Source organism: Methylobacterium sp. J-078 (assembly GCF_022829285.1).
Lineage (GTDB): Bacteria > Pseudomonadota > Alphaproteobacteria > Rhizobiales > Beijerinckiaceae > Methylobacterium.
Map to the genome: position 1 here is coordinate 108,706 of NZ_JAKSYI010000108.1, position 26,131 is coordinate 134,836.

Here is a 26,131-nt window from a genome sequence, read left to right on the forward strand (position 1 = left end):
TAACGGCCCGCGCGTTTCAGATCCATGGTCAAGCTTTCGTGACGACGTCCGGATCGGGCGTCGCGCGGCCGGCAGAGCTCGGCATGACCAACCGCGACGACGTCGGGCGCATCGCGGTCCGATCTCACCCCAGCAGCCGGTCGAGGGTGATGGGGATGTCGCGCACCCGCACGCCGGTGGCGTGCCAGACCGCGTTGGCGATGGCGCCGGCGGTGCCGGTGATGCCGATCTCGCCGACCCCCTTGATGCCGAGCGGGTTCACGTGCGGATCGTGCTCCTCCACCAGGATCGCCTCCATGGACGGCACGTCGGCATTCACCGGGATGTGGTACTCGGCGAGATTCCCGTTCATCACCCGGCCCGAGCGCGGGTCGAGCACCGCGTGCTCGTGCAGCGCCAGGGACACGCCCCAGATCATGCCGCCGTAATACTGGCTGCGCACGAGGTGCGGGTTGATGATCCGCCCCGCCGCGAAGGCGCCGACGAGGCGCGTCACCCGGATCTGGCCGAGGTCGGGGTCGACCTTCACCTCCGCGTAGACCGCCCCGTGGGCGTGCATCGCGTAGGTTTTCTGCGCGGCAGGATCGCCCTGCCCCTGTCCCTTCGCCTCGACGGAGGTCCGGCCGGCGCGGGCCAGGATCTCGCCGAAGGATTCGGAGCGGGCGGGGTCGTCCCGGCGGGCGAGGCGCCCGTCCGCGGCGGTCACGCCCGCATTGCCGGCGCCGTAGAGGGGGGAGGCCCGGTCGTTGACGGCGAGCTCCGCCAGGGCCGCGATGGCGCCCTTCGCGGCGTTGTCGACCGCCGTGCCGCTGGTGGCGGTCCCGGTGGAGCCGCCGGCCAGGCCGCCGTTCGGCAGGTTCGAATCGCCGATGCGCAGTTCGATCCGGTCGATCGGGAGCCCGAGACCGTCGGCGCCGATCTGGGCCAGCACGGTCCAGGCGCCCTGACCCATGTCCTGGGCGGCGGTCTCGATGAGGCCCGTGCCGTCGGCCCGGAGCGTGGCGCGGGCCTCGCCCTGCATCATTCCGGCCGGGTAGGTGGCGGTGCCGAGACCCCAGCCGACGAGGAGCCCGTCGGCGTCGCGCATCTGGCGCGGCTGCCGGGGGCGGGAGGCCCAGCCGAAGCGCTCGGCCCCTTGCGCGTAGCATTCGCGCAGGGCCTTCGAGGAGAACGGCCGATGGCTGATCGGCTCCACCTCGGCGTAGTTGCGCAGGCGGATCTCCAGGGGGTCGAGGTCGAGTTCCAGGGCCAGCTCGTCGAGGGCGCTCTCCACCGCGACGCTGCCCGAGGCCTCGCCGGGCGCGCGCATGAAGATCGGGGTGCCGATATCGGCACGGGAGACCGCGTGCGTCGTCGCGATCGCGCCGGCCGCGTAGAGGTGGCGCGAGAGGATGCCGGAGGGCTCGACGAAGTCGTCGTGCTGGCTCGTCAGGGTCAGGGTGTGGTGGTCGAGGGCCGTCAGGGTCCCGTCGCGGGTGGCGCCGAGCTTCAGGGTCTGGCGCGTGGCGGCGCGGTGGCCGACCGGGCCGAACATCTGCTCGCGCCGGGTCACCAGCTTGACCGGGCGCCCGATGAGCTTGGCCGCCATGATCCCGAGGATCTGGGGTGCGGTGACGAAGCCCTTCGAGCCGAAGCCGCCGCCGAGATAGTGGCAGACCACGTGGATGTTCTCCGGCGGAATGCCGAACAGGCCCGCGAGCCGTCCCTTGGCGATCCAGAGCGCCTGGGTCGGCGTGTGGAGCGTCAGGCGGTCGCCGTCCCACTCCGCCACGCTGGAATGGGGCTCCAGGGCGTTGTGGTACTGCGCGGCCGTGTCGTAGGTCGCCTCGATCCGCGTCTCGGCCGCCGCCATGCCGGCGGCGATGTCGCCCGAGCCCTCGTCGGTGGCGGAGCCCGCCCCGATGGTCTCGGGGCTGAACACCTCGCCGGCCCCGAGGGCGACGCTGACGGCCTCCGATTCGTAGCGGGGTGCGAGCAGGGCCGCGCCCTCTGTGGCGGCCTCCAGCGTCTCGGCGACGACCACCGCGATCGGCTGGTTGGCGTAGCGCACGCCGTCGTTCTGCAGGAGGTCGAGGCGGAACGCGAAGGGATTGTCCTTCAGGTCCGGCGACTTGGCGAGCTTCGGGGCGTTCTCGGGGGTCATCACCGCGATCACGCCAGGATGCGCTTCCGCCGCCGCGACGTCGAGATGGGTGACCCGGCCGCGGGCGACCGCGCTCACCGCCATCACGGCGTGGGCGAGGCCCTCGGGCCGGAAATCCGCGCTGTAGCGGGCGGCCCCCGTGATCTTGGCATGGCCGTCGCGCCGGGTCAGGGGCTGGCCGATGGAGGCGCCGTGGCGCTGACGCTCAGGCATGGGCGGGGGCTCCGGCCGAGGGGGTGAGGGGGGCGAAAGGGGAGGCGGCAAAGGGACTCGCCGGAAGCGCGGGGACGCGCTCCGGGGTGCCGGCGGCCGCCAGGGTGAGTGCGCGCACGACGATGCGGCGGGCGAGCTCGATCTTGTAGGCGTTGTCCCCCGAGGGTCTGGCATCCGCCAGCGCCGCCTCGGCCGCCCGGGCGAAGGTCTCCGGGGTCGGGGCGGCGCCCGCCAGCAGGCGCTCGGCTTCTCGGGCACGCCAGGGCTTCAGGGCGACGCTGCCGAGCGCGATGCGGGCTTCCCCTATCCGGTCGCCGTCCATCCGCAGACCGACCGCCGCCGAGACCACCGCGAAGGCGTAGGAGGTACGCTCGCGGACCTTAAGGTAGCGGCTGTGGCCGGCGAAGTGCTCCGCCTCGGGCGGCAGGGTGACGGCGACGACGAGGTCGCCGGGCTCCAGAATGGTCTCGCGCTCAGGCGTGTCGCCGGGCAGGCGGTGGAACGCCTCCAGGGGCACGGAGCGGGCACCGCCCGGCCCCTCGATCTCCACGGTGGCGTCCAGCGCCGCCAACGGCACGCAGAAGTCGGACGGGTGGGTGGCGATGCAATGCTCGCTCCAGCCGAGCACCGCGTGGCTCCGCGTGACGCCGCCGAGCGCCGCGCAGCCGGCGCCGGGGTCGCGCTTGTTGCAGGCGCTGGCAGTGTCGTAAAAATATTGGCAGCGGGTCCGCTGCAGCACGTTGCCGGCGGTGGTGGCGGCGTTGCGCAACTGGCCCGAGGCCCCCGAGAGCAGGGCCTCCGCCAGCGCCGGGTAGCGCCGGGCGATGCTTACGTCGTGTGCCAGGGCCGCGTTGCGCACCAGGGCGCCGATCCGGGTCGCGCCGTCGGCGCCGCGCTCGATCCGGTCGAGGCCGGGCAGGCGGGTGATGTCCACCAGCGTGTCGGGCCGGCTGATCCCGCCCTTCATCAGGTCGACGAGGTTGGTGCCGGCGGCGAGATAGGCGGCCCCCGGTCGGGCGGCGGCCTCCACCGCCTCGGCGACGCTGGTCGCGCGGATGTAGTCGAAGGCCTTCACGCCGCATCCTCCGCGAGCTGGCGGCCGGGCAGGACGTCCGGCCCCGTTATCGCCGTATGGGCGGCGAGCACGGCTTGCGTGATGCCCGCGTAGGCGCCGCAGCGGCAGAGATTGCCGCTCATGCCCTCGCGCACCCGCTCGGGGTCGCCCCCGGTCTGGCCCTCCTGGATCAGCCCGACCGCGCTCAGGATCTGGCCCGGGGTGCAGAAACCGCACTGGAACCCGTCATACTCGAGGAAGGCGGCCTGGACCGGGTGCAGGGCATCGCCCTCGGCGAGACCCTCGATCGTGGTGATCGAGGCCCCGTCGTGGCTGACGGCCAGCGCCAGGCAGGCATTCACCCGGACGCCGTCGATGAGGACGGTGCAGGCGCCGCACTGGCCCCGGTCGCAGCCCTTCTTGGCCCCGGTGAGGTCGAGGCGCTCGCGCAGAAGGTCGAGGAGGGTGACGCGCGCATCCTCAAGGACGATGCTGCGCGCCGCCCCGTTCACGGTCAGCGTGATGGAAAAGCTCATGCGGGGGACGCCTCCGGCCGGCTTGTCTGGAAAGGGTCCAGATAGAACCGCGGCGGTGTCCGACCAGGGGCGCTTCTCAGCGCCCCGCCGCCTTGGCCTCCGCTTCCTTGCGCTTCAGGATGGCCTGCAACTGGGCGATCTCGGCCTCCTGTGTCTTGACGATGCCCTCGGCCAGCGCCCGGACTTCCGAGTCCTTCGAGTATTGCAGGGCGACCCGCGCCATGGCGACGGCGCCGGTATGGTGGGGGATCATGCCGGCGGAAAAATCGCGGTCGACGTCGCCGGAATAGCGGATCTCCATGTCGCCGTGCATGCGCATGGCGGCTTCCTGGAACGCCTTGGTGGAGGGCGAGGGGGCCCCGGCCTTCGCGCCGGCGGGCTTTCCCCCGTGCTGGTGGCCCGGCGTGCCGTGGCCATGGTCGTGGCCGTCCCCGTCGTGGTGATGGTCCTCCGCCGCCGGGGCGGCGGCGGTCAGGGCGAGGAGTGCGAGGGCGCTCAGGAGTGCGGTCGCGGTCTTCATGGGGGCGATCTCCTTGGGGTCAGAACAGGGCCGGGGCGGGGGCGCCCGCGACAGGGCCGGGTGCGGGTGCCCGCGCCGCCCGCAGGCGGGCGAAGGCGCCCGCGCCGAAGCGCAGGACGAGGACGGGGGTGAGCGCCGCGTCGAGGAGGGTGGCGCTGAACAGGCCGCCGAAGATGGTCACGGCGACGGGATGGAGGATCTCCTTGCCGGGGGCGGTGCCGTCCACCAGCAGCGGCACCAGGGCGATGCCGGCGGCCAGCGCCGTCATCAGGACCGGTACCAGCCGCTCGTTGCTGGCCCGCAGCACCAGGGCGGGGCCGAAGGGCAGGCCCTCGGCGAGCCCGAGGTTGAGGATGTGGCTGATCTTCAGGATGCCGTTGCGGGCGACGATGCCGGTGAGCGTCACGAAGCCGATCATCGAGGCCACCGAGAGGGGCAGCCCCGCGATCAACAGCGCAGCCACGCTGCCGATGAGGGCGAGCGGCACGTTGCCCATGACGATCAGCGCCAGCACCCCGGAGCGGTAGCGGCTCGCCAACAGGGCGAAGACCAGGGCCAATGAGACGAGGCTGAGGAGCCCGATGGTACGGGTCGCCTCCCCTTGCGCCTGGAATGCGCCCTCGAGAGTCGCGGTGATGCCCTGGGGCAGGGTGGTCCGCGCGAGCGTCTCGGCGATGGCCGCGGCCACGGCCGAGCCGTCCGCCCCGGCCTGGGTGTTGGCCTGGATGACCAGGCGCCGCCGGCCGTTCTCGCGCAGGATCTGGTTGGGGCCGTCGCGCTCGGCGATGTCGGCGAGCGCGTGGGCCGGGACCCAGCCGGTGGGCGTCTCGATGAGGAGTTCGCGCAGGGCCGCCACCGAGCGGCCGGATTCGGGCAGCCGCAGGGTCACGTCGTAGCGGCGCAGGCCGTCGACGAGCGTCGAGACCACCCGGCCGTTGGCGAGCCGGCTCACCGCATCCACCACGGCGCCGGGACTGATGCCGTAGAGGGCGGCGCGGCCGGAATCGACCCGAACCTCGAGCTGGGGGATGCGGACCTGCTTCTCGATGGCGAGATCCGCGATGCCGGGGATCTTTTCGAACGCCGTCTTGAGGGCGTCCGCCGTGCGGCGCAGGCCGTCGAGGTCCTCGCCGAACAGCTTGAGGGCGATCTCGGCCCTGACCCCGGAGAGCATGTGGTCGAGGCGGTGCGAGATCGGCTGGCCGATATTGACCGAGACCGGCAGCACCCCGAGGCGCGCGCGCAAGTCCGCCACGATCGCCTCGCGCGGGCGCCCCTTCGGCTTCATGCCGATCTCCAGGTCGGTGGAGTGGACGCCCTCGGCGTGCTCGTCGAGTTCGGCCCGGCCGGTGCGGCGCCCGACCCGGTCCACCTCCGGGATGTCCAGCACCAGCCCCTCCGCGATGGCGCCGATCCGGCTCGATTCGGCGAGCGAGATGCCCGGCGTGAAGGCGAGGTTGACGGTGAAGGAGCCCTCGTTGAACTGCGGCAGGAAGGCCCGTGGCAGGGTGGTGGCGGCATAGGCCGCCGCGCCCACGCCGAGGATGGCCGCCGCCATCACGCCGCGCTGGTGGCCGAAGGCGAACGCGACGAGGCGGCCGTTGCCGGCCTTCAGCCCCCGGATCAGCCGGCCCTCCGGCGCCTCCAGGCCCTTGAGGCCGGGGAGCAGCCAGGAGGCCAGGGCCGGGGTCAGGGTGAGGGAGACGAGAAGGCTCGACAGGATCGCGATGATGTAGGCCTGACCGAGCGGCGCGAAGAGCCGCCCCTCGATGCCCGAGAGGGCGAAGAGCGGCACGAAGACGAGGCAGATGATCACGGTCGCGTAGACGATGCCGGAGCGGACCTCGTTGGAGGCCGCCACGATCACCGCGAAGGACGAATGGGGCGAGCCCCCATTCAGGTTCTCTTGCCGGTTCTCGCGCAGGCGCCGCAGGATGTTCTCCACGTCCACCACCGCGTCGTCGACGAGTTCGCCGATGGCGATGGCGAGGCCGCCGAGCGTCATCGTGTTGATGGAGAGGCCGAGCGCGGAGAAGATCGCCGCCGTGGCGAGGATCGAGACGGGAATCGCGGTCAGCGAGATCAGGGTGGTGCGCGCGTTCATCAGGAAGGCGAACAGCACCACGGCCACCACGGCGACGGCCTCGAGGAGCACCGTCACGACGTTGCGGAGCGACGTCTCGATGAAGTCCGCCTGCCGGAACAGCACCTTGTCGGCCTTGATTCCGGGCGGCAGGCTGGGGCCGAGCTGACCGAGCGCGTCTTCCACGGTCTTCGTGAGCCGCACCGTGTCGACGCCCGGCTGCTTCTCCACTGAGACGATGACGGCGGATTTGCCCATGTAGCCGCCGTCGCCCCGCCGGGGCCGGGGGGCGAAGTCCACCTCCGCCACCTGGCGCAGGTAGACCGGCCCAGCCGGCGTGCCGACCACGAGGTTGCGCAGGTCGTCGAGGTCGATGGTCCGGCCGATGGCGCGGATCAGCACCTCGCGGGCGCCCGCATCGGTGAAGCCGCCGCCCGCATTGGTGCCGAAGCCTTCGAGCGCCTGGGTCAGGCTGGCGTTCGTGACGCCGAGCGCCCGCATGGCGGCGGGGTTCGGCGCCACCCGGAACTGGCGCACCTCCCCGCCGATGGGAATGACCTGCGCCACCCCCGGGATCGCGAGGAGGCGCGGGCGGATGGTGAAGTCGGCGGTCTCGCGCAGGCTCATCGGGCTCGCGGTCTCGGACGTCACCGCCACCAGCAGGATGCCGCCCATGATCGAGGAGACCGGCCCCATCTGGGGCATCACGTTGGCGGGGAGTTCCGTGCGGGCCAGCGCCAGCCGCTCGGCCACGAACTGGCGCGCCCGGTAGAGATCGGCGTCCCAGGCGAACTCGACGGTGACGATGGACAGGCCGATGCCGGAGACCGAGCGCACCCGGGTGACGCCGGGCAGGCCGTTCATCCGGGTCTCGATCGGGTAGGTGACCCGCTGCTCCACCTCCGGGGGGGCGAGCCCCTCGGCCTCCGTCATCACCGTGACGGTGGGGCGGTTGAGATCGGGCAGGACGTCGACCGGCAGACGGGTGAGGGCGAGGAGCCCGGTCAGCACCAGGGCGGCGGCGAGCGCCAGCACGAGCAGGCGGTTGCGCAGGGACTGCGTGACGATGGCTTCGAACATCGGGCGCTCCCGTCAGCGGATCTGGTCGAGGAGCTCGGCGCCCTGGACGACGACGCGGCGCCCGGCCGCGATCCCGTCCTCCACCAGCATCCGGTCGGCATCGAGGGGCGCCACCCGCACCGGGCGGCCCATGAAGCGCTCGGCGCTGACATGCTCGTAGACGAGGCTGCCGCCCTCCGCCCGGACGATGCCGGAGCGGGCCACCGGCAAGCCGGGCTTGGCCGAGCCGATAGGGGCCAGCACGGTGACGAACTGGCCGAGACGCAGGCTGCGCCCGTCGCCTTGAATCGCGAACTGGACCGGGACCGCCTGGTTGCGGTCGGCGAGGCCCGTGCCGCGATAGGCGAGCTGCAGAGTGCCGCCGTCGCCGAGCCGCGCGGTGGCCCGGCTGCCCTCGGCCAGCGCCTCGAAGCTCAGGGCCTCGACCCAGAGCCTGCCCGGGTCGACGATCCGGTAGACCACCGTGCCGGGGGCCGCCATGGCGCCCGCCACCGCGTTCGCTTCGGCGATGACGCCGTCGACGGGGGCGACGAGGGCTTCGGGCTCGCGCCGGATGGCGTCGAGGGCGGCGCGGCGGTCCCGCAGGCCGCCGAGTTCCGAGCGGGCGTCGTCGAGCTGCGTCTGCGCCACCGCGCCGGTGCTGGAGAGGCGCTCGAAGCGCCCGACCCGGCGCTCCAGGATGGCGATCTGCTGGTCGAGTTCGCCCTGGCGCTGGCGCATGTCGGAGACGTCCACCGCCTGGACCGGCGGGGTCACGGTGGCGAGCACGTCGCCGCGCGCCACCCGCGTGCCGAGGCGGGGAAAGCCGCGCTCGGGCGGCGCCAGCCGGCCGCCGACGGAGGATTGCACCACGCCGCTGGCATTCGGGTCGGGGATGATCCGGCCCGGCAGCTCGGCGCCGCGGGTGACGGAGGCTTGCGCCGTCAGGCCGGTGCGCAGGGCCAGCAGGCGCTGGAGCGATTTGGGCACGAAGACCGAGCCGTCGGGCAGGCGACGCGCCCGCTCCATCAGGGTGCCGCCGGTCAGGGCCGCCGGGGTGACGGGGGCCGCCGTCTCGTCCGGGCCATGGCCCTCGTGCGCCTGCGCCGCGCCGCCGAGGATGAAGGCCACGACCAGCGTCGCCCCGACCGCGAGAAGGCCGACGAGAGCCTGGCCCGCGCGTCGCCGGCGCGCCAGGGCGAACACCCCGAGCCCCATCAGGAAGCCGCTGGCCGCCAGGGCCGCCGGATTCTGCCGGGCGAGGCGGTCGGCCAGGGCCGTGGCCGTCGCGGCTGCGACCGGGGTCGACGGGCCGGCGGCCGGGGTCGCGGCGGGCAGGTGGAGATCGAGGTTGAGGATGTCGGTGCGGCCCTCGACCGAGACGCCGACGACGAGGTCGTGGTCGTCTCCGGCCGCGAGCCAGGGGGCCGCGAGACGGTAGGTGCCGGGCGCCGTCTCGGCGGCCCTGCGCCGGCCCTCCGGCGTCATCACGGCGACCCCCGCCTCCGGGACGGGGGCGTTGGTGGCAAGCGCGTCGAGGTAGAGCACGAGGTCGGTGCCCTGCACCACGGCCACGAGCTCGAAACGCTCGGAGACGGCCTCCGCCCGCGGGGCGGTCGCGGCCGGGGCGGGCGGCGCTTCCGCGCCGTGATCGTGGCCCTCATGGGCGAGGGCCGGCCCGGACAGGGCAGGGGGGCCGAGGAGCGCGAGGGCGACGAGGAGAGCGAGCACGCGCAGGGCGGCCGCGAGGCAACGGAGCATGGACCAGGATTCTTTCGCCGAGGAGCACGGAACGGCGTCCCGGCCTCGCGCCTCCGTCGGGAGTCTCGCGGGCCTGGGGGACGCGGGGCAGCGTCGGGCTTAGGATCTGGGTGGTTCGGGAAGGGCTTCCGGGACGATGTCCGTCCGGGCGGGGAGGGCGCGTGCCAGGGCGCGGTCGCCTGGACCGCGCGGGCCGGCCGCGTCGTCGGTGTCCGGGGCGAGCCCGGCCCCGGTGCAGCAGGAGCCCGTGCGGCAGCCTGCATTGCAGCAGGTACCGTCGCAGGCGCCGGTGCCCAGCGCCCTGACCGGGGAGGCCGCCAGCACGACGACCGTCCGGACCGCGAGGTGGGGGAGCAGCGTCTGCGCCTCGCCGGTCCGGGCCTCGGCCGATGCGGTCGGGGGGAGGGCGGTCGCGGAGGCACTTGGCGCGCGCGGATGGCCGGCATGGGCCTGCGCACCCGACGGCATGAGGCCGACGGCGATCAGAGCGATCACCGCCGCGAGCCAGAGTGCCATGTGCCGGACGCGCGTCATGTCGGGCCGGTGCATAGCACACGGGACGGGAGAGCGACAGACCGGTTTTCGCGCGCGGCGTGCCCGCGGACACCCGGGATCACCCTAAGGGGCTGGGAACGCAGGCGGTTTGGCGGAGCCGGTTCCCCTTCCCCGCCGCATGCTCTAAGCGGGCGGCCCGGGCGGGAGTGGAGGACGGCGCGCGATGAGAACACTCCTGGTGATCGGGATCGGCACCGGCAACCCCGAGCACATGACGATCCAGGCGATCCGCGCCCTCAACACCGCCGACGTGGTCTTCGCCCTCGACAAGGGGCGCGCGAAGGCCGACCTCGTGGACCTGCGCCGCGCGATCTGCACCCGCTACCTCACCGAGAAGCCCTATCGCTTCGTGGAGGCGCAGGACCCGGAGCGCGACCGCAACCCCGCCGATTACGGGGCCACCGTCGAGGCCTGGCACGCCGCGCGCGCGGCCCTCTACGAGGCGATGATCGCGCGCGAACTGGGGCCCGAGGGCTGCGGCGCCATCCTGGTCTGGGGAGATCCCTCCCTGTACGACAGCACGCTTCGGATCATCGACCGGATTCTTGCGCGCGGAACCCTCGAACTCGCGGTCCGGGTGATCCCGGGCATCACCAGTGTCCAGGCGCTGGCGGCCGGCCACCGCATCCCCCTCAACCGCATCGGCGGGCCCATCACCATCACCACCGGCCGGCAGATCGCCGGCGGCCTGCCTAAAGGCGCGGACGCCACCGTGGTGATGCTCGACGGCCGGCCCCGCTTCGACCACCTCGACCCCGATCTGACGATCTACTGGGGCGCCTTCCTCGGCACCCCCGACGAGATCCTGGTCTCCGGCCGCCTGGGCGACGTCGCCGCCGAGATCGGCGCCTTCCGCGAGGCCGCGCGGACCCGCCACGGCTGGATCATGGACACCTACCTCCTGCGCCCGCCCGAGCGGACCTGAGGCCGCCTGCGACACGTTCGACCGCGCCTTGGAAGACTTTGGCGGTCTCCGGGATCGGTGACAGGCGATTCTTCTCCGTTGCGGCGGGGCCACATCGACAAACATCCCTCTCCTCAAATCTTGAGAACCGCCGCGACTGCGCGAGGACTGGCAGGGTGTTTGCGTGAGACTTCGCAGGGCCAATAATCGGCCTGTCCTGCCGCCGCGATGATTGTCGCTGGCGCCGGATCGGGAGGGCTGTCGCATGGCGGATGAGGTTCGGATTGCGGGGTTCGGCGCCAGGCGCCAGCTTGGACAAGGGCGCCGCCGGCTCGGTACGGCGATCCTGGCCGCCGCGGCCTGCTGCGCCCTGACCGCCTCCGGCGTGCCCGCCCTCCTCAAGGCCACGTACGCCGACCTCTCGCTGCGACTGGAGGACCTTGTCCAGACCCGCGCGCCGGGGCCGGCGGCCCGCATCGCCCTCGGCCCGTACGGGCGCGACGTCCGGCTCGCCGGCGAGATCGGGGAGGGGACGGCCGCGCGCCTCGGCACGCTGCTGGCCGCCCACCCGGAGGTGACGCGCATCCACCTCACCAGCGAGGGCGGCCTCGTCGACGAGGCCCTGGCGATCGGCGAGCTCATCGCCGCGCGGAACCTCGCCACCTACGTGCCGGATTACTGCGTTTCGGCCTGCACCCTGGCCTTCGTGCGCGGCGCGACCCGGTCCCTCGTGGCGCAGGGTCGCCTCGGCTTCCACGCCCCCTACGATGCCGGCCTGTTCGGGCAGATCCTGCAGGCGGAGGGCTCGGTGGAGCTGGCGGCCTACGTGGCGGCGGGGGTCGAGCCGGCCTTCGCGGCGCAAGCCCTCGCGGTCCCTTCCGAGACCCTCTGGATCCCCGAGGCCGTGCGGCTGATCCAGGCCCGGGTCGCCACCGAGATCGTGGAGACCGACCGCTTCCCGGATTCCACCCTCGACGACGATCCGAGCCCCGCCGGCGCCCGGGCGGCAATCCTGCGCGCCCTGCCCCTGCTGGAGGCGCTCGACGGGCGCGGGACGATCCTGGCGGACATTGCGAACGCCTATCTCGACGGCTACCGGGCCGGGCGCCCGGAGGGCGAGGCCCTCGATGCCCTGCGCGGCCGCGCCCAGGCCGAGATCGCGCGGGTGCTGCGCGGCGCGGACGATGCGACCTGGGTCGAGATCGGCCGGACGCTCCTGCGGGCGATGCGGCGCGCCGAGCCCGAAGCCTGCCGCGCCATCGGCGGGGAGGGCAACCTCCTGCTGGCGCAGGAGGCGCTCTCGGCCGGGAGTGGGGGGCGGGCCGACGCCGCGCCGCGCGCCCTGCTCGCGCGGGCGGTGGGGCAGGGCGGCGGGGCCTTAAGCCCGGCCCGGTCCGCGGCGCGGCCCCCGCGCGACTGCGCCGGACTGATCGCGGCCTATGCCCGGGCGCTCGCAGGCCCCGAGGCGGGGGCGACCCTGCGGGCGCTGGCGAGCCACCCGCCCCGCCCAGCCCAGGAGGCGACGGCCCTGCCCCGCTGATCCTGCCGGAAACCCTGCGGACGACTTCGGGCCCGGGCTCCCCGTCTCAGTGACGCTGCCCGTCCGGCGCCTCCCGGAGATGGCGGGCGAGCTCGAAGCCGATCTCCACCATGAGGCGGTCGAGGAGGCGGGTCAGCCCTGGGCGTTCGAGGGCCTCGGCGAGGCCCCGCAGGGCGATGGCGTGCTCGGCCATCCGGTTCACCCGGTGCTGGTCCCGGGCGTTCTCCGTCCGATCCTCCGTGAGGTCGAGGACGATCCCCCGCGCCCAGGTCGGCCGCCCGGCGGGGTCGCGCTCGATGCGGCCGCGCAGGTCGAGCCAGCGCGCGGCGGGCGCGGTGCGGAAGGCCACCGCGAAGGTGCCGCCCCGCGTGATGGCCGCGTGGAGTGCGCTCTCGAGGCGGACCCGGTCGTCCCCGTGCGTCGCCGCGAGGAGATCCGCCAGGGGACGCCCCCGCCTCCCCGCCTCCGGCACGAGCCCCAGGAGCCGCGCCAGGGGCGCCGAAAGGGCGAGGCGATCCGCCCAGATGTCGTGGCGCCAGACGCCGACCACGCCGGACGCGGCGAGAGCCGCGCGCAGGCCGTCCGGATCGTCCGCGCCGTCCGGACCGAGGGAGGGAGATCGCGCCATGAGCTTCCTCACCGGCACCCACGGACCGGCCACGTATTGACCTGAGGTTGAGAGTCCGGACGGCCCGGGATCGTCCACAGGTCGGTATTCTAGGAGAGATCAGACCGCGCGAAAAGGGGACGGGGTGAATTTGGGTTCCCATCAGGCAACCTGAGATTGCTGATCGCGGCCGCGGCTCAGCCCGCAGGCTTAACCGTTGGTTAACCATGATGGGCGACACCCGGATCGCAGCATCCTGGTGTCACAGGACGGGGACCAGCGGCCATTCCCCGCCGCCGATCCGGGCCTGCCGGACCTGTCCGCCCGCCTCACGTCACCCGGATTCGTCGACGCTCGCGAAGGGATGTCAGGATGAAAGCCATCACGTTCGTCACCCAGAAGGGGGGGAGCGGCAAGAGCACGCTCTGCATCTCGCTGGCGGTCGCCGCTCAGGAGCGCGGGCTCTCGGTCTGCATCCTCGAGATGGACCGCCAGGCCACGATCAGCGACTGGCTCGACCATCGCAGCGCCGAGGGCCCGGAGGTGGCGCAGATCGACGCCACGCAGATCGAGGGCGTGATGGCCCAGCTGCGCGAGTCCGCCTACGACTACGTCTTCATCGACACGCCCGGCGTGGATTCCGCCGGCACCCTCTCGGCGATCCGCGCCGCCGACCTCTGCATCATCCCGTGCCGCCCGACGCCGGCGGACCTGCGCGCCTTCAAGCCGACGCTGGCGGCGATCTACCGGCTGGAGAAGAAGTTCGCCTTCGTGCTGAACCAGACCCCGCCGCGCTCCTACCGCATCCGCGACGCCGCCGACGGGCTCGCCGTGCTCGGCATCCTGCCCGACGTGAACATCGTCGCCCGCACGGACCACCAGGACGCAATCGGCGTTGGACAGGGCGTCACCGAGTTCAACCCGAAGGGGCAGGCCGCCATGGAGGTGCGCAAGCTCTGGGGCTGGATCGAGAAGCGCATGCAGGTGAGCAAGCATGCCAAAGCCGCCTAAGCTCAGCCTCGCCTCCATCGTCGCGGCGTCGTCCGCGCCGGGAAAGCCCCAGCAGACTGCCGAGATCGTCCAGCTCGACACCGGTGCCCCGCCCCGCCGCACGCCCGCCACCCTGAAGGAACGCGCTCGCCAGATGTCGGTCTATCTCGAGCCGCCGGTCTACGACCAGCTGCGCGACATTGCTCATGCGGAGCGCGCCAAGATGCACGGCCTGATGTTGGAAGCCCTCGACCTGCTGTTCAAGCAGCGCGGCGCCCGCTCGATCGAGCAGCTCAACGACCCGGGGGCCCGCTGAGGCTTCGGGTCCTTCGTAAAAACCCGAAAAAGAGAGCCCTGACAGTCTTTTGTCAGGGTGTCCGTACGCGCCGGATGAGGGCAGGGTGGATGCCGCGCTCGAATGGGCGTGCAGGCTCCGAACACCGGAAAATTCAGGTTCAACGACAAGCGGTTACGCAGACATCCTGATCTGTCGCATCAGACCCGAGCCCCAAGGCATCCGTGCCGAGGGACAGGTCCGGCCCGGCATCGTTCAGCCTTCTTTTACGCCATCCGGACAATCCTCCGGCTCTCGAACGGGGCGGAAGCGCCCCCGCCGAGGGTCCGGCCGGTCCTGCTCTTGCCCGCCGGCGGGCCGATCCAGCGTGTGTGCGTATCGGGGCGAGGGCTTGGGGCGGATCATCGCGATGGCGCGTTCGACGAAGGCCGGACATCCGGGGCCGGCCCCGCTGCCGCTGTGGCGACTGCTGGCCGTCTCGGCCGTGGCCCTGACCACCGCCAACTGCGCGCAGAACACCCAGAAATTCGCCGGCGCCCCCGCCTCCGGCGGCTCGGGCCGAGATCCGAAATACGGCGTCAAGGCGAGCCCGCGCCTCTACAACGAGGGCGACGTGATCCCCAAGGGCGGCGGCCGCCGCTTCTCCGGAAAGCCCTACGTGGTGGCCGGGCGCACTTACGTGCCGCGCGAGGATGCCAAGGGCTACGTCCGTGAGGGCCTGGCCTCCTGGTACGGCGCGGCCTTCCACGGGCGCCTGACCGCCAACGGCGAGGTCTTCGACCGCAACTCCATCGCCGCCGCGCACCCGACCCTGCCGCTGCCGAGCTACGCCCGCGTCACCAACCTCGCAAACGGCCACTCGATGATCGTGCGGGTGAACGATCGCGGCCCCTATCACGCCAATCGCCTGATGGACGTTTCCGAGGAGGTGGCCCAGGCCCTGGAATTCCGCCGCAGCGGCACCGCCCGGGTTCGCGTCGAGTATGCCGGCAAGGCCTCAACCGCCGGCAGCGACGACCGCAAGCTGCTGGCGACCCTGCGCACCGACGGGCAGCCGGCGGCCATCCGTGGCCAATCCCCGGTGATGCTGGCCGATCTCGGTCCCGACGCGCCCCAGGTGCCCTCGGAGCGCCTGGCCCGCGCCACCCGCCCGGCCCTGGCCTTCAAGGAGGCCGGCGAGCGCGAGGCCGACGCCGAAACCGCGAATCCGGCCTCCGGCGTTGCGAGCGCCGAGGCGCCCGAGGCGGCCCCGGCGCCGCGCCCGGCCCGGTCCGCGCCGGTCCTGGTGGCGGGCGCCGCCACCGTGGCGGTCCCGGCCGCGCTCCAGCCCACGGCGAACCGCGACACGACCTTCCGGCCCGTGCGGCACGCCCCTGCCGAGCCCCATCACGCCGTGGCGCAGGCCGCCCCGCTCAGCCTCACGCCGCCGCCCCTGCGGTTGGCCGGCGCCCGGCCGGAGCCCGGCCGGGTCGAGGTCGCGAGCCGCTTCGCCGCCGTGCCCTCCGCCGGCAAAGTAACCGGCAAGGTCCCGCCGGCCACCGCCGCATTCGCCCAACCCGCGCGGCCCGTGACCGGAAAGCCGGAGTCCGGATCGACCCGCGTGGCCGCCGCGGGCAGACCGCTGGCTCCGCTGCAGGCCTCCGCCAGATCCTCCGGGTCACACCCAGCCGCGACCCGGCTCGCCGCGCAGGATTCCTCCGGCCTCGCCTCGAAGGCGGGCTCGACGCCCAAGATGGCTCCGGCTCCCAGGACGGATCTGGCCTCCAAGATGGCTCCGCCGTCGAAGGCAGCCCTGGCCCGCCTCGCGGCCGATGCCACGGCACCCAAGGCGGGCGGTACCAAGGCGGCGTCCGCGACCTGGGCCGGCGCCGCCGACAGGACGTCCGTCGCCGCAGCGCCCGCCAAGGCACAGGGGCGCGCCCGGGCCCAGTTCGCCGAGGCCCGCTGAAGTCCGGGCGCGAGCCCGGAGCCGCGCGGCGGATGGATCGTCGCGTGCTTGAAATCGCACGGGATTTGGTTCGATCTTGGCGGCGATTGCCTGTAACGTCACGCTTGATCGTGGGGGCGGTGACGGGGTCGGCGTGAGGCAGGACATGGGTTTGAGATCAGTCGTGGCAGGGCGCGCTTCGTTGCGGCGCGGCGTGACGTCGGGCGTCGTCCTCGCCGTCGCGATGGCGGCGCTGAGCTTGGTCAAGGTGCCGGCCGCCCTGGCCCAGAGCTTCCAGACGGCGGCCCCCCACGCGATCCTGCTCGATGCCGATTCCGGCTCGGTGCTGTTCGAGAAGGGGGCCGACGAGCTCTTCTCCCCTGCCAGCATGGCCAAGCTGATGACCACCGAGATCGTGTTCAACGAGATCCGGCAGGGCCGGCTCACCATGGACTCGGAGTTCCAGATTACCGAGGACGCCTGGCGCCGGGGCGGGGCGGGGGGCGGCGGCTCCTCGATGTTCGCCCAGCTCAACAGCCGCATCAAGCTGTCCGACCTCCTGCGCGGCCTCATCGTGCAATCGGGCAACGACGCCGCCATCGCCATCGGCGAGGGCATCGCGGGCTCGGAGGAGAATTTCGGGCGGATGATGACGGCGCGGGCGAAGGTGCTCGGGCTGACGCGCTCGACCTTCCGCAACGCCACCGGCTACGCGGCGCCCGACCAGAAGGTGACCGCCCGCGACCTCGCCAAGCTCGCCCTGCACCTGATCGAGGCCTATCCGGACCTCTACAAGATCTTCGCCGAGCGCGAGTTCACCTGGAACAAGATCAAGCAGCAGAACCGCAACCCGCTCCTGACCCTCGATATCGGCGCCGACGGCCTGAAGACCGGCTACCTCGAGGAATCCGGCTACGGCCTGACCGGCTCGGCCGTGCAGAACGGGCAGCGCCTGATCATGGTGGTGAGCGGCCTGAAGACCGCCCGCGACCGGGCGGCGGAATCGCGCAAGCTGATGGAATGGGGCTTCCGCGCCTTCGAGCCGCGCCAGATCTTCACGGCGAACGAGACCGTGGCGGAGGCCTCGGTCTATGGCGGGGCGGCCGGCAGCGTGCCCCTCGTCGCCAGGAAGCCCGTGCGCGTGCTGCTGCCGCGCGGCTCCGGCGACAAGATCACCGCGAAGGCGGTCTACCAGGGCCCCCTGGTCGCCCCGATCGAGCAGGGCCGGGAGGTCGGCCGCCTGCGCATCACCCGCGGCGAGACCCAGGCCCTCGACCTGCCGCTCTATGCCGGCGAGGCGGTGGAGGCGGGCACCATCCCGCAGAGGGCCCTCGACGCCACCTGGGAGGTCGGCACCGGCCTGTTCCGCAAGGCTTTCGAGAAGGCCGGCGCGAAATCGTGACGGCGCGGGCGGGCGGAGCGGGCAGGGGGCGCTTCATCACCTTCGAGGGCGGGGAGGGGGCCGGCAAGTCGACCCAGATCCGGCGCCTCGCCGCGCATCTGCGCGCGCGTTCCGGCCGCCCCGTGGTGACGACGCGCGAGCCCGGCGGCTCGCCCCGGGCCGAGGCCATCCGCGAGGCGCTGCTCGCGGGGCTGGCCAAGCCCCACGGCCCCTTCGCCGAGGCGCTGCTGTTCTGCGCCGCCCGGATCGACCACCTCGACACCCTGATCCGCCCGGCCCTGGCGGCGGGCGAGATCGTGCTGTGCGACCGCTTCGCGGATTCGACCCGGGCCTACCAGGGCGCGGCCGGCGGCCTCGACCCGGCCCTCCTGACGAGCCTGGAGGAGGTGGTCGTCGGCCAGACCCGGCCCGACCTGACCCTGATCCTCGACTGCGACCCGGAACTCGGGCTCGCCCGCGCCCGCGCGCGGCAATCCGCGGACGAGACCGCCGGCGCCGCGGCGGGGCCGGACCGCTTCGAGGCCGAGGCCCTGGCCTTCCACGCGCGCCTGCGCGCCGCCTTCCTCGCCATCGCGGCGGCGGAGCCGGGGCGCTGCGCCGTCGTCAACGCGGCCCTGTCCGCCGATGCCGTCGAGGCCGCGATCCGCACCGTGGTGGCCGAGCGCCTGCCCGGGCTCTTCGCCGAGACGCCGGGAGCGCACGGCGATGCGGCCTGAGCGCCCCCCCGAGGACGTCGAGCCCGGCGACCTGACCGAGGTCCCGCGCCCGCGCGAGCGGGCCGGCCTCGTCGGCCATGCCGAGGCGGAGGCCGCCTTCGCCGAATCCATCGGCTCCGGGCGCCTGCACCATGCCTGGCTCATCGGCGGCCCGCGCGGCATCGGCAAGGCGACCCTGGCCTACCGGGTCGCCCGCTGGCTCCTCGCCAACCCCACCGCGCGGGACGTCCCCCCGCACCTTTCCGTCGATCCCGGCCACCCGGTGGCGCGGCAGGTTGCGGCCCTGTCGCACCCCAACCTCGTGGCCCTGCGCCGGACGCGGGCGCCCAACGCCAAGACCCTGGCGACCCGGATCTCGGTGGATGCGGCGCGTGGCGCCCTCGCGCTCTTCGGCTCCACGGCGGGCAGCGCCGGCGGCTACCGCATCTGCATCGTCGACAGCGCCGAGGACCTGAACGCCAACAGCGCCAACGCGCTCCTCAAGATGGTGGAGGAGCCCCCGCCCCGCTGCCTCTTCCTCATCGTCAGCCACGCGCCGGGGCGGCTCCTGCCGACCATCCGCTCGCGCTGCCGGGCCCTGACCCTGCGCCCGCTCGCGCAAGCCGAGGTGGCGCGGGTGATCGGCGGCTTTCCCCCGCCCTTCGTGCAGCCGAGCTCCGAGGCGCTCGCCCGGGCGGCGCAGCTCTCGGAGGGCTCGGTCGCCGACGCCGTCGCCCTCCTCGATCCGGCCCGGGCCGGCCTCGTGTCCGAGGTCGAGACCCTGCTGGCCCGCCTCGACCATCCGGACTGGCGCCGCATCCTCGCCCTCGCCGAGAAGCTCTCGGGACGCGAATCCGACGAGCTCTTCGCGGCGAGCCTCGACACGGTGTTCCGCTTCGTCTCGGCCGAGCTCGATCGGCGCCGGCACGAGCCCCCCGCCCGCCTTGCGGCCCTGGTCGAGGTATGTGACAAGATCGCCCGCGCCGCGCGGGAGGCCGCGACCTACAATCTCGACCGCCGGCCGCTGGTCCTGTCCCTGTTCGGCGACCTGGCCGGCGCGCTCCGCGACGCCGCCTGATCGGCATGGTAAGCAGATTTCGCAAAAGCGGCCGCCGGTTTTGCGACAAAAATCTGCGACACAACAATAGCCTAAGCTGACTTGCGTTGGTACCCCAACGCAAGTCAGCTTAGGCTTCCGCCGTCCTGTGATCCCAGGACCCGATTCCGGGACCTGATCCTGTGAACCCTGTATCCGGGGAACCCCTCGACGTGACCGCCACCGACCCGGCAAGCCGCAAGACCTTCGGCCTCTCCACCGCGATCTCCTACCCGAACGGCGCGCCCCATATCGGCCATGCCTACGAGGTGATCGCCACGGACGCGATCGCGCGCTTCAAGCGCCTCGACGGCTACGACGTGCTGTTCTCCACGGGCACCGACGAGCACGGCGTCAAGATCCAGCAGACGGCGGCCAAGGCCGGGATCGGCCCGCGCGAACTCGTGGACGACATGTCCGCCCGCTTCCGCGCCGTGGCCGAGGCCCTGGACTGCAGCCACGACCGCTTCATCCGCACCACCGAGCCCGAGCACTACGCCGCCGCCCAGGAACTCTGGCGCCGGATGGAGGCCAACGGCGACCTCTACCTGTCGAAGTACGCCGGCTGGTACTCCGTGCGCGACGAGGCCTACTACGCCGAGGACGAACTCGAGGCCGGCCCCGACGGCACGCCCGTGGCCAAGGCCACCGGCACGCCGGTGACCTGGATGGAGGAGGAGAATTTTCTCTTTCGTCTGTCCGCCTATCAGGATCGGCTGCTCGCCCTCTACGAAGCCGAGCCCGACTTCATCGGCCCGGAGACCCGGCGCAACGAGGTGGCGAGCTTCGTGCGCTCCGGCCTCAAGGACTTCTCCGTCAGCCGCACGAATTTCGACTGGGGCGTGCCGGTGCCGGGGCATCCCGACCACGTCATGTACGTCTGGGTCGACGCGCTCACGAACTACCTCACCGTCACGGGCTTCCCCGACGACGCCGATCCCCGGAGGCAGTTCTGGCCGATGGACCTGCACGTCATCGGCAAGGACATCGTGCGCTTCCACGCGGTGTACTGGCCGGCCTTCCTGATGTCGGCGGGTCTGCCGCTGCCCAAGCGCGTCTTCGGCCACGGCTTCCTGCTCTCCAAGGGCGAGAAGATGTCGAAGTCGCTGGGCAACGTCGTCGACCCGATGGACCTGATCGCGACCTACGGCGTCGACGCGGTGCGCCACTTCGTGCTGCGCGAGGTGCCCTTCGGCGGCGACGGCAATTACAGCCACGAGGCGATCATCACCCGCTACACGGCGGACCTCTCGAACGGCCTCGGCAACCTCGCCCAGCGCTCGCTCTCGATGATTGCCAAGAACTGTTCCGGGCTGGTCCCCGAGCATGGCACCTTCACGGACGACGACCGCGCCTTGCTGGCCCTGGCCGATGCCCTGCCGGGCACCGTGCGCGAGGCCATGGACCGGCTCGCCCTGCACACGGCGCTCGCCGAGATCTGGGCCGTGATCACGGCCGCCGACCGCTACTTCGACGCGCAGAAGCCCTGGGTCCTGCGCAAATCCGATCCGGCCCGGATGGCGGCCTCGCTCTACGTCGTGGCCGAGACCCTGCGGGCCATCGGCATCCTGGTGCAGCCCTTCATGCCGGGCTCAGGCGCCCGTCTCCTCGACCTCCTGGCCGTGCCGGCGGACCGTCGGCAACTCGCCGATGTGGGGGAGGGCGGCCGCCTCGTGCCCGGCACGCCGCTCCCCGCCCCCGTCGGCCTGTTCCCGCGCTTCGTCGAGCCGGAGACGCCGTCCGCGTGAGCGACGGTGCCTCGCCCGCCCGACCGTTTTCTGAGCCCCCCTGTCATGCTCGTCGATAGCCATTGCCACCTCGATTTTCCGAACTTCGCGGAGGATCTCCCGAGCGTCGTCGCCCGCGCCAAGGCGGCCGGCGTGAGCCGGATGGTCACCATCTCCACGCGGGTCGCCAAGGCCCGGACCTACGAGACCCTGTCCGAAGCCCACCCGGAAATCTGGCACACCATCGGCACCCACCCGGACGGGGCGGGCGATGAGCCCGACGTGCCGACCGAGGCCATCGTGGCGCACACGCACCATCCCCGCTGCATCGGCATCGGCGAGTCGGGCCTCGACTTCCACTACGACAACGCGGCCCCCGAGGCGGTGCAGGAGCGGGTCTTCCGCCGTCACATCGCCGCCGCCCGCGAGACCGGCCTGCCGCTGGTCATCCATTCCCGCGATGCCGATGCGGAGATGGAGGCGATCCTCGTCGACGAGATGGCGCGCGGCACGTTCACGGCCGTCCTGCACTGCTTCTCGTCAGGCGCGCGCCTCGCGGAGGTCGGCGTCGAACTCGGTTTCTGCGTGTCCTTCTCCGGTATCGTCACCTTCCGGCGCTCGCACGACCTGCGGGCGATCGCCCGTTCGGTGCCGCCCGACCGCCTCCTGGTGGAGACCGACGCCCCCTTCCTGGCGCCCGAGCCGCATCGCGGCCGCACCAACGAGCCGGCCTACACGGCGGACACGGCCCGCTCCCTGGCCCAGACCCTCGACATGGACTTCGCGGAGCTCGCTGCCCTGACCACCGCCAATTTCCACCGCCTGTTCCACAAGGCCGCAGGGTGAGCGGGGCAGGGGGCCCGGGTCGGGACGTGACAGGCCCCGCCCCCCTCCGATACCAACGGGAGCGGAGGTGCCGATGGCTGCATTGACGGTGACGATCCTCGGCTGCGGCTCGTCGGGCGGCGTGCCTCGCGTCGGCTATGGCTGGGGGGCGTGCGATCCGGGCGAGCCGCGGAACCGGCGCCGGCGCTGCTCGCTCCTGGTGGAGCGTCACGATCGTCCGGGGGAGGCGGCCACCACCCTCCTCGTCGACACCGCGCCGGATCTGCGCGAGCAGCTCCTGGCCCGGGCCGTCCAACGCCTCGACGCCATCCTGTTCACCCATGCCCATGCCGACCACACCCACGGCATCGACGACGTGCGGGCGCTGGTGATCCACATGCGCCGACGCATCCCGGTCTTCGCCGATGCCCGGACCCGGAGCCTGCTGGAGGCGCGCTTCGGCTACTGCTTCGAGACGCCGCCCAGCAGCGAGTACCCGCCGATCCTCGACATGAACGACCTGGCGGACGGGGCGGCGATGCAGGTGGAGGGGCCCGGCGGGGCCGTGACGGCCCTGCCCTTCGGCATGGAGCACGGCAACGAGGCCGCGCTCGGCTTCCGCTTCGGCCCGGTGGCCTACGCGCCCGACGTCAGCCTGATGCCGGAAACGTCGCAGGCACGGCTGCACGGGCTCGACCTGCTGATCATCGACGCCCTGCGGGAGACCCCGCACCCGACGCACTACTCGGTCTCGGACGCCCTGGCGCTGATCGAGACAGTGCGTCCACGCCGGGCCATCCTGACGAACCTGCACACGGATCTCGACTACGCGACCCTCGCGGCCAAGCTGCCTGCGAACGTCGTGCCGGCCCATGACGGCCTGAGCGTCACGCTGGACCTGTGACGCTTCCGGAGGAGGGCGGTCCGGCCGCCTTCCCGGTCCGGTCCTCAGTTCTGGGTGCTGGCATCCTGCGGCAGGCCGGCATTGGCCAGCAGCTGCGCGGTGGCGGCCCGGGCCAGGCGGTCGTAGCCCGCGTCGGTCATGTGCAGGCCGTCGGGGCCGATCATCTGGGTGGGCGACAGCAGCCCCTGCGCGGCCCAGGCCCGCATCATCGCGTTCCGGCGGATCACCGGCACGTTGAGCTCCGTGGCGATGGCGTGCAGGGCGGCGCCGTAGGCCTCGGCCCCGTCGGTGGTCGAGAGCTTCTTGCACCATTGCTGGTCCATCAGGACCACGTCGGCCCCAGTGGCGCGCATGGCGAGGATGCCGGCGCGGGTGAGCTCGGCGAAGCGCTCGACGCTGACGCCGCTCATCGGGTCGTTGCTACCGGTCTGCCAGATCACGAGGTCCGGCTTGTCGGCGAGCACGTCGCGCTCCAGCCGCCGGGCCATGGCCTCGGAATCGTCGCCGCCCTTGCCCCGGTTGAGCACTGTGACGCTGGAATGCACGGAGCCCATCGTGCCGAGCCGCGCCGCGAGGTCGCGCTGGAGCTGGGCCGGGTAGGTCGTGGCCGGGGAGGAGGCGCCCGAACCCTCGGTTGAGGAGGAGCCGAAGGCCACGATGCGGATGGCCTGACCCTGGCTGATGAGGCCGGCGAGGCGGGGCAGGCGGGCCAGCGCCCGGCGCGGGATCGCCGGACGGACCGTCGGCGCCGACCGCGCGGCCTCCGTTGCACTGGCCTGCGCCGGCTGCGCAATGACCTGCGGCGGCTGCACCAGGGCGGTGCGCTGCGGCTCGGCCCGCGCGCCCGTGGCGAGCGAAACGGACCCGATGGCCAGAAGAGCCAAGCTCAGGATTGCGGAGGGGCGCGCAAAGATCGGCATCGCGTTCGCTTCGGAGAGGATCGATTCGGGCGGGCTTCCGCTCGGACGGCGCCCGGTATCATGTATTATGGGGAGGAATTGTGACATCCGCCAGCGGTTTAGCACTGCCGGGACCTGTCGCGCACCCGGGACCTGCCGATTGCGTGAATCCGCCGTGTGGAGATTGCATGAATACGCGGTGTCGGGAATGGGTGAACCCTTCGTCAGCGTGAGGCCCCTGCCCCCGTTTCCGCAGGCTCAAGTTCCATAATATATCTTATGCGAACGGTGTTCCTGGCCTGGGATGTGGGTCCGCTTGCCGGACCGGACCCGGTTCTCAACGCGCATCTTCGAGGATTTGCGGAGCCCGGCGCTGGCGCGGCCTGTGACCCGCATCGGGCCCATCCCGCATCGAGACCATGCGGCGGCGGCCGGGGCCGGGGGTTCGCGAAGACCCCTCCCCGCGCCGCCGGTGCCGGGACAGAACCGCGAGGCGCCGCGCCGCGCGGCACCACGCCAGGAGGCGCCGCGATGGGCATGCGGGCGGGATTGCGATAGGACGCGCCTCGACCGGTCGCCCGCGCGATCCGTCACGACGGAGACCCCATGCTGAAGGCCTTCCTCGCCTATTACCGGCCGCACCGGACGCTGTTCCTTGTCGATTTCGGCTGCGCCGTGCTGTCCGGCCTGCTCGAGCTCGGCTTTCCCATGGCGGTGAAGGTCTTCGTGGACGTGCTGCTGCCGCGCCAGGACTGGCAGCTCATCCTGCTCGCCGCCCTCGGCCTCGGGCTGGTCTACGTGGCCAATGCCGGCCTGATGGTGGTGGTGACCTATTGGGGCCACGTGCTCGGCATCAACATCGAGACCGAGATGCGGGCGCGGGCCTTCGACCACCTGCAGAAGCTCTCGTTCCGGTTCTACGACAACCAGAAGACCGGCCACCTCGTCGCCCGCGTGACCAAGGACCTGGAGGAGATCGGCGAGGTCGCCCATCACGGCCCCGAGGACCTGTTCATCGCCGTGATGACGCTGCTCGGCGCCTTCGGCCTGATGCTGTTCGTCCACCCGCCGCTCGCCCTGATGACGGCCGCGATCCTGCCCGTGATCGCCTTCGTGACCCTGCGCTACGGCGGGCGCATGACCCGGAACTGGCAGGCGCAGTACGGCCGGGTCGGCGCCTTCAACGCCCGCATCGAGGAGAATGTCGGCGGCATGCGGGTGGTCCAGGCCTTCGCCAACGAGCCGCACGAGCGGCGCCTCTTCGCTTGCGACAACGCGCGCTACCGCGCGACCAAGCTCGAGGCCTACCGGATCATGGCGGCCAGCCTGTCGATCAACTACCTCGGCATGCGCCTCGTCCAGATCGTGGTGCTGCTGGGCGGCGCCGCCTACGTGGTGCGCGGCGAGCTGAGCCCCGGCGGCTTCGTCGGCTTCCTGCTGCTGGTGGGCGTGTTCTACCGGCCCCTGGAGAAGATCGGCGCCGTGGTCGAGACCTACCCGAAGGGGATCGCGGGCTTCCGGCGCTACGCGGCGCTGTTGGCCACCGCCCCCGACATCGTGGACCGTCCCGATGCCGTTGCGGCACCGCCCTTGCGCGGCGACATCCGCTTCGAGGGCGTGCGGTTCGGCTATGCGGAGGGCCGCCCCGTCCTGCGGGACCTGACCCTGGCGATCCGGGCGGGCGAGACGGTGGCCTTCGTCGGCCCCTCGGGGGCGGGCAAGACGACGCTGTGTTCGCTGATCCCGCGCTTCTACGAGGTCGAGGCCGGGCGGATCAGCATCGACGGGCACGATATCCGGGACCTCACCCTCGCGTCCCTGCGCCGGCAGATCGGCATCGTGCAGCAGGACGTGTTCCTGTTCGCCGGCACGATCCGCGAGAACATCGCGTATGGCCGCCTCGATGCGGATGACGGCGCCATCCGGGCGGCGGCGAGCCGGGCCCGCCTCGACGGCCTTTTGGAGACCCTGCCCGAGGGCCTGGACACGCTTGTGGGCGAGCGCGGGGTGAAGCTCTCGGGCGGCCAGAAGCAGCGCCTCGCCATCGCGCGCGTGTTCCTGAAGAACCCGCCGATCCTGATTCTCGACGAGGCGACCTCCGCCCTCGACACGCAGACCGAGCAGGAGATCCAGCTCTCCCTTGTCGAACTCGCGCAAGGGCGCACGACCCTGGTCATCGCCCACCGGCTCGCCACCATCCAGCAGGCGGACCGGATCGTGGTGGTGGGCGAGAACGGCATCGTCGAGGAGGGCCCGCACGAGGCCCTGCTCAAGTCCGGCGGCGCCTATGGCCGCCTCTACGCCGCGCAGTTCGGGCCGGCGCGGCACGCGGCCCAGACCTGAGGCTTGGCCGCGGGCAGGGGCGTCGCCCCCCTGCCCCACCGCGCCTCGTCCCC

At 72.5% G+C, this 26,131-nt stretch carries 21 protein-coding genes; 12 read left to right on the plus strand and 9 right to left on the minus strand.

Annotation, left to right across the window (positions count from 1 at the left end):
- Positions 1-124 precede the first annotated feature (124 nt).
- The 7 genes from MKK58_RS16805 to MKK58_RS16835 form a co-directional block, all read right to left on the minus strand.
- Positions 125-2,356: a xanthine dehydrogenase family protein molybdopterin-binding subunit gene (locus MKK58_RS16805; protein WP_243913123.1), complete on the minus strand. Its 2,232-nt coding sequence runs from the start codon at positions 2,354-2,356 to the stop codon at positions 125-127.
- Positions 2,349-3,431, minus strand: coding sequence for an FAD binding domain-containing protein (locus MKK58_RS16810; protein ID WP_243913124.1), 1,083 nt, complete (start codon positions 3,429-3,431; stop codon positions 2,349-2,351). The genes MKK58_RS16805 and MKK58_RS16810 overlap by 8 nt, the downstream gene beginning before the upstream one ends.
- Positions 3,428-3,946 carry a (2Fe-2S)-binding protein gene (locus MKK58_RS16815; protein ID WP_243913125.1) on the minus strand — a complete coding sequence of 173 codons (519 nt, stop codon included), beginning with the start codon at positions 3,944-3,946 and terminating at the stop codon, positions 3,428-3,430. Before MKK58_RS16815 ends, MKK58_RS16810 begins: the two co-directional genes overlap by 4 nt.
- 76 nt (positions 3,947-4,022) lie before the next feature.
- On the minus strand, positions 4,023-4,466 hold the full coding sequence (locus tag MKK58_RS16820) for a DUF305 domain-containing protein (protein WP_243913126.1): 444 nt from the start codon (positions 4,464-4,466) through the stop codon (positions 4,023-4,025).
- Between the two features lie 19 nt (positions 4,467-4,485).
- Positions 4,486-7,629 (minus strand): efflux RND transporter permease subunit, encoded by a 3,144-nt coding sequence (locus MKK58_RS16825; protein ID WP_243913127.1) that lies wholly within the window; start codon positions 7,627-7,629, stop codon positions 4,486-4,488.
- A gap of 12 nt (positions 7,630-7,641) precedes the next feature.
- Complete coding sequence (locus MKK58_RS16830) at positions 7,642-9,369, minus strand: efflux RND transporter periplasmic adaptor subunit (protein ID WP_243913128.1); 1,728 nt, start codon at positions 9,367-9,369, stop codon at positions 7,642-7,644.
- A gap of 99 nt (positions 9,370-9,468) precedes the next feature.
- Positions 9,469-9,885 (minus strand): hypothetical protein, encoded by a 417-nt coding sequence (locus MKK58_RS16835; protein WP_243913129.1) that lies wholly within the window; start codon positions 9,883-9,885, stop codon positions 9,469-9,471.
- 202 nt (positions 9,886-10,087) lie between these two features.
- Here MKK58_RS16835 and cobF point away from each other — a divergent pair, with 202 nt between their 5' ends.
- Together cobF and MKK58_RS16845 are read left to right on the plus strand one after the other, a co-directional pair.
- Positions 10,088-10,849 (plus strand): precorrin-6A synthase (deacetylating), encoded by a 762-nt coding sequence (gene cobF / locus MKK58_RS16840; protein ID WP_243913130.1) that lies wholly within the window; start codon positions 10,088-10,090, stop codon positions 10,847-10,849.
- A 244-nt stretch (positions 10,850-11,093) separates the two neighbouring features.
- Positions 11,094-12,368 (plus strand): hypothetical protein, encoded by a 1,275-nt coding sequence (locus MKK58_RS16845; protein ID WP_243913131.1) that lies wholly within the window; start codon positions 11,094-11,096, stop codon positions 12,366-12,368.
- Positions 12,369-12,414: 46 nt separating this feature from the next.
- Here the strand turns inward: MKK58_RS16845 and MKK58_RS16850 are convergent, their stop codons facing one another.
- A complete protein-coding gene (locus tag MKK58_RS16850; RefSeq protein ID WP_243913132.1) occupies positions 12,415-12,996 on the minus strand; it encodes a PAS domain-containing protein in 582 nt (193 codons plus the stop codon).
- Positions 12,997-13,347: 351 nt separating this feature from the next.
- Here MKK58_RS16850 and MKK58_RS16855 point away from each other — a divergent pair, with 351 nt between their 5' ends.
- The 9 genes from MKK58_RS16855 to MKK58_RS16895 all read left to right on the plus strand — a co-directional run bounded on the left by MKK58_RS16855 (position 13,348) and on the right by MKK58_RS16895 (position 22,836).
- Positions 13,348-13,986, plus strand: coding sequence for a ParA family protein (locus MKK58_RS16855; RefSeq protein ID WP_243913133.1), 639 nt, complete (start codon positions 13,348-13,350; stop codon positions 13,984-13,986).
- Complete coding sequence (locus MKK58_RS16860) at positions 13,970-14,281, plus strand: ribbon-helix-helix domain-containing protein (protein WP_243913135.1); 312 nt, start codon at positions 13,970-13,972, stop codon at positions 14,279-14,281. The genes MKK58_RS16855 and MKK58_RS16860 overlap by 17 nt, the downstream gene beginning before the upstream one ends.
- Before the next feature lie 388 nt (positions 14,282-14,669).
- Entirely contained in the window at positions 14,670-16,208 is a 1,539-nt protein-coding gene (locus MKK58_RS16865; RefSeq protein WP_243913137.1) for a septal ring lytic transglycosylase RlpA family protein, read from the plus strand.
- 223 nt (positions 16,209-16,431) lie between these two features.
- A complete protein-coding gene (locus MKK58_RS16870) occupies positions 16,432-17,589 on the plus strand; it encodes a D-alanyl-D-alanine carboxypeptidase family protein (RefSeq protein ID WP_243913232.1) in 1,158 nt (385 codons plus the stop codon).
- Positions 17,586-18,305: a dTMP kinase gene (gene tmk / locus MKK58_RS16875; protein WP_243913138.1), complete on the plus strand. Its 720-nt coding sequence runs from the start codon at positions 17,586-17,588 to the stop codon at positions 18,303-18,305. Before MKK58_RS16870 ends, tmk begins: the two co-directional genes overlap by 4 nt.
- Positions 18,295-19,362, plus strand: coding sequence for a DNA polymerase III subunit delta' (locus tag MKK58_RS16880; protein ID WP_243913140.1), 1,068 nt, complete (start codon positions 18,295-18,297; stop codon positions 19,360-19,362). The genes tmk and MKK58_RS16880 overlap by 11 nt, the downstream gene beginning before the upstream one ends.
- 191 nt (positions 19,363-19,553) lie before the next feature.
- Positions 19,554-21,128, plus strand: a complete 1,575-nt coding sequence (metG, locus tag MKK58_RS16885; RefSeq protein WP_243913142.1) for a methionine--tRNA ligase — start codon at positions 19,554-19,556, stop codon at positions 21,126-21,128.
- 45 nt (positions 21,129-21,173) lie between these two features.
- On the plus strand, positions 21,174-21,953 hold the full coding sequence (locus tag MKK58_RS16890) for a TatD family hydrolase (RefSeq protein WP_243913143.1): 780 nt from the start codon (positions 21,174-21,176) through the stop codon (positions 21,951-21,953).
- Positions 21,954-22,026: 73 nt separating this feature from the next.
- A complete protein-coding gene (locus MKK58_RS16895; protein WP_243913144.1) occupies positions 22,027-22,836 on the plus strand; it encodes an MBL fold metallo-hydrolase in 810 nt (269 codons plus the stop codon).
- Between the two features lie 44 nt (positions 22,837-22,880).
- On the opposite strand, the gene MKK58_RS16900 is transcribed toward MKK58_RS16895, so the two are convergent.
- Positions 22,881-23,756: an SGNH/GDSL hydrolase family protein gene (locus MKK58_RS16900; protein ID WP_243913145.1), complete on the minus strand. Its 876-nt coding sequence runs from the start codon at positions 23,754-23,756 to the stop codon at positions 22,881-22,883.
- 585 nt (positions 23,757-24,341) lie between these two features.
- Between MKK58_RS16900 and MKK58_RS16905 the strand changes: the two genes are divergently transcribed.
- The gene (locus MKK58_RS16905; RefSeq protein WP_243913146.1) at positions 24,342-26,078 is read left to right on the plus strand and encodes an ABC transporter ATP-binding protein; all 1,737 of its coding nucleotides are present in this window, start codon (positions 24,342-24,344) and stop codon (positions 26,076-26,078) included.
- The last annotated feature ends 53 nt before the right edge of the window (positions 26,079-26,131 follow it).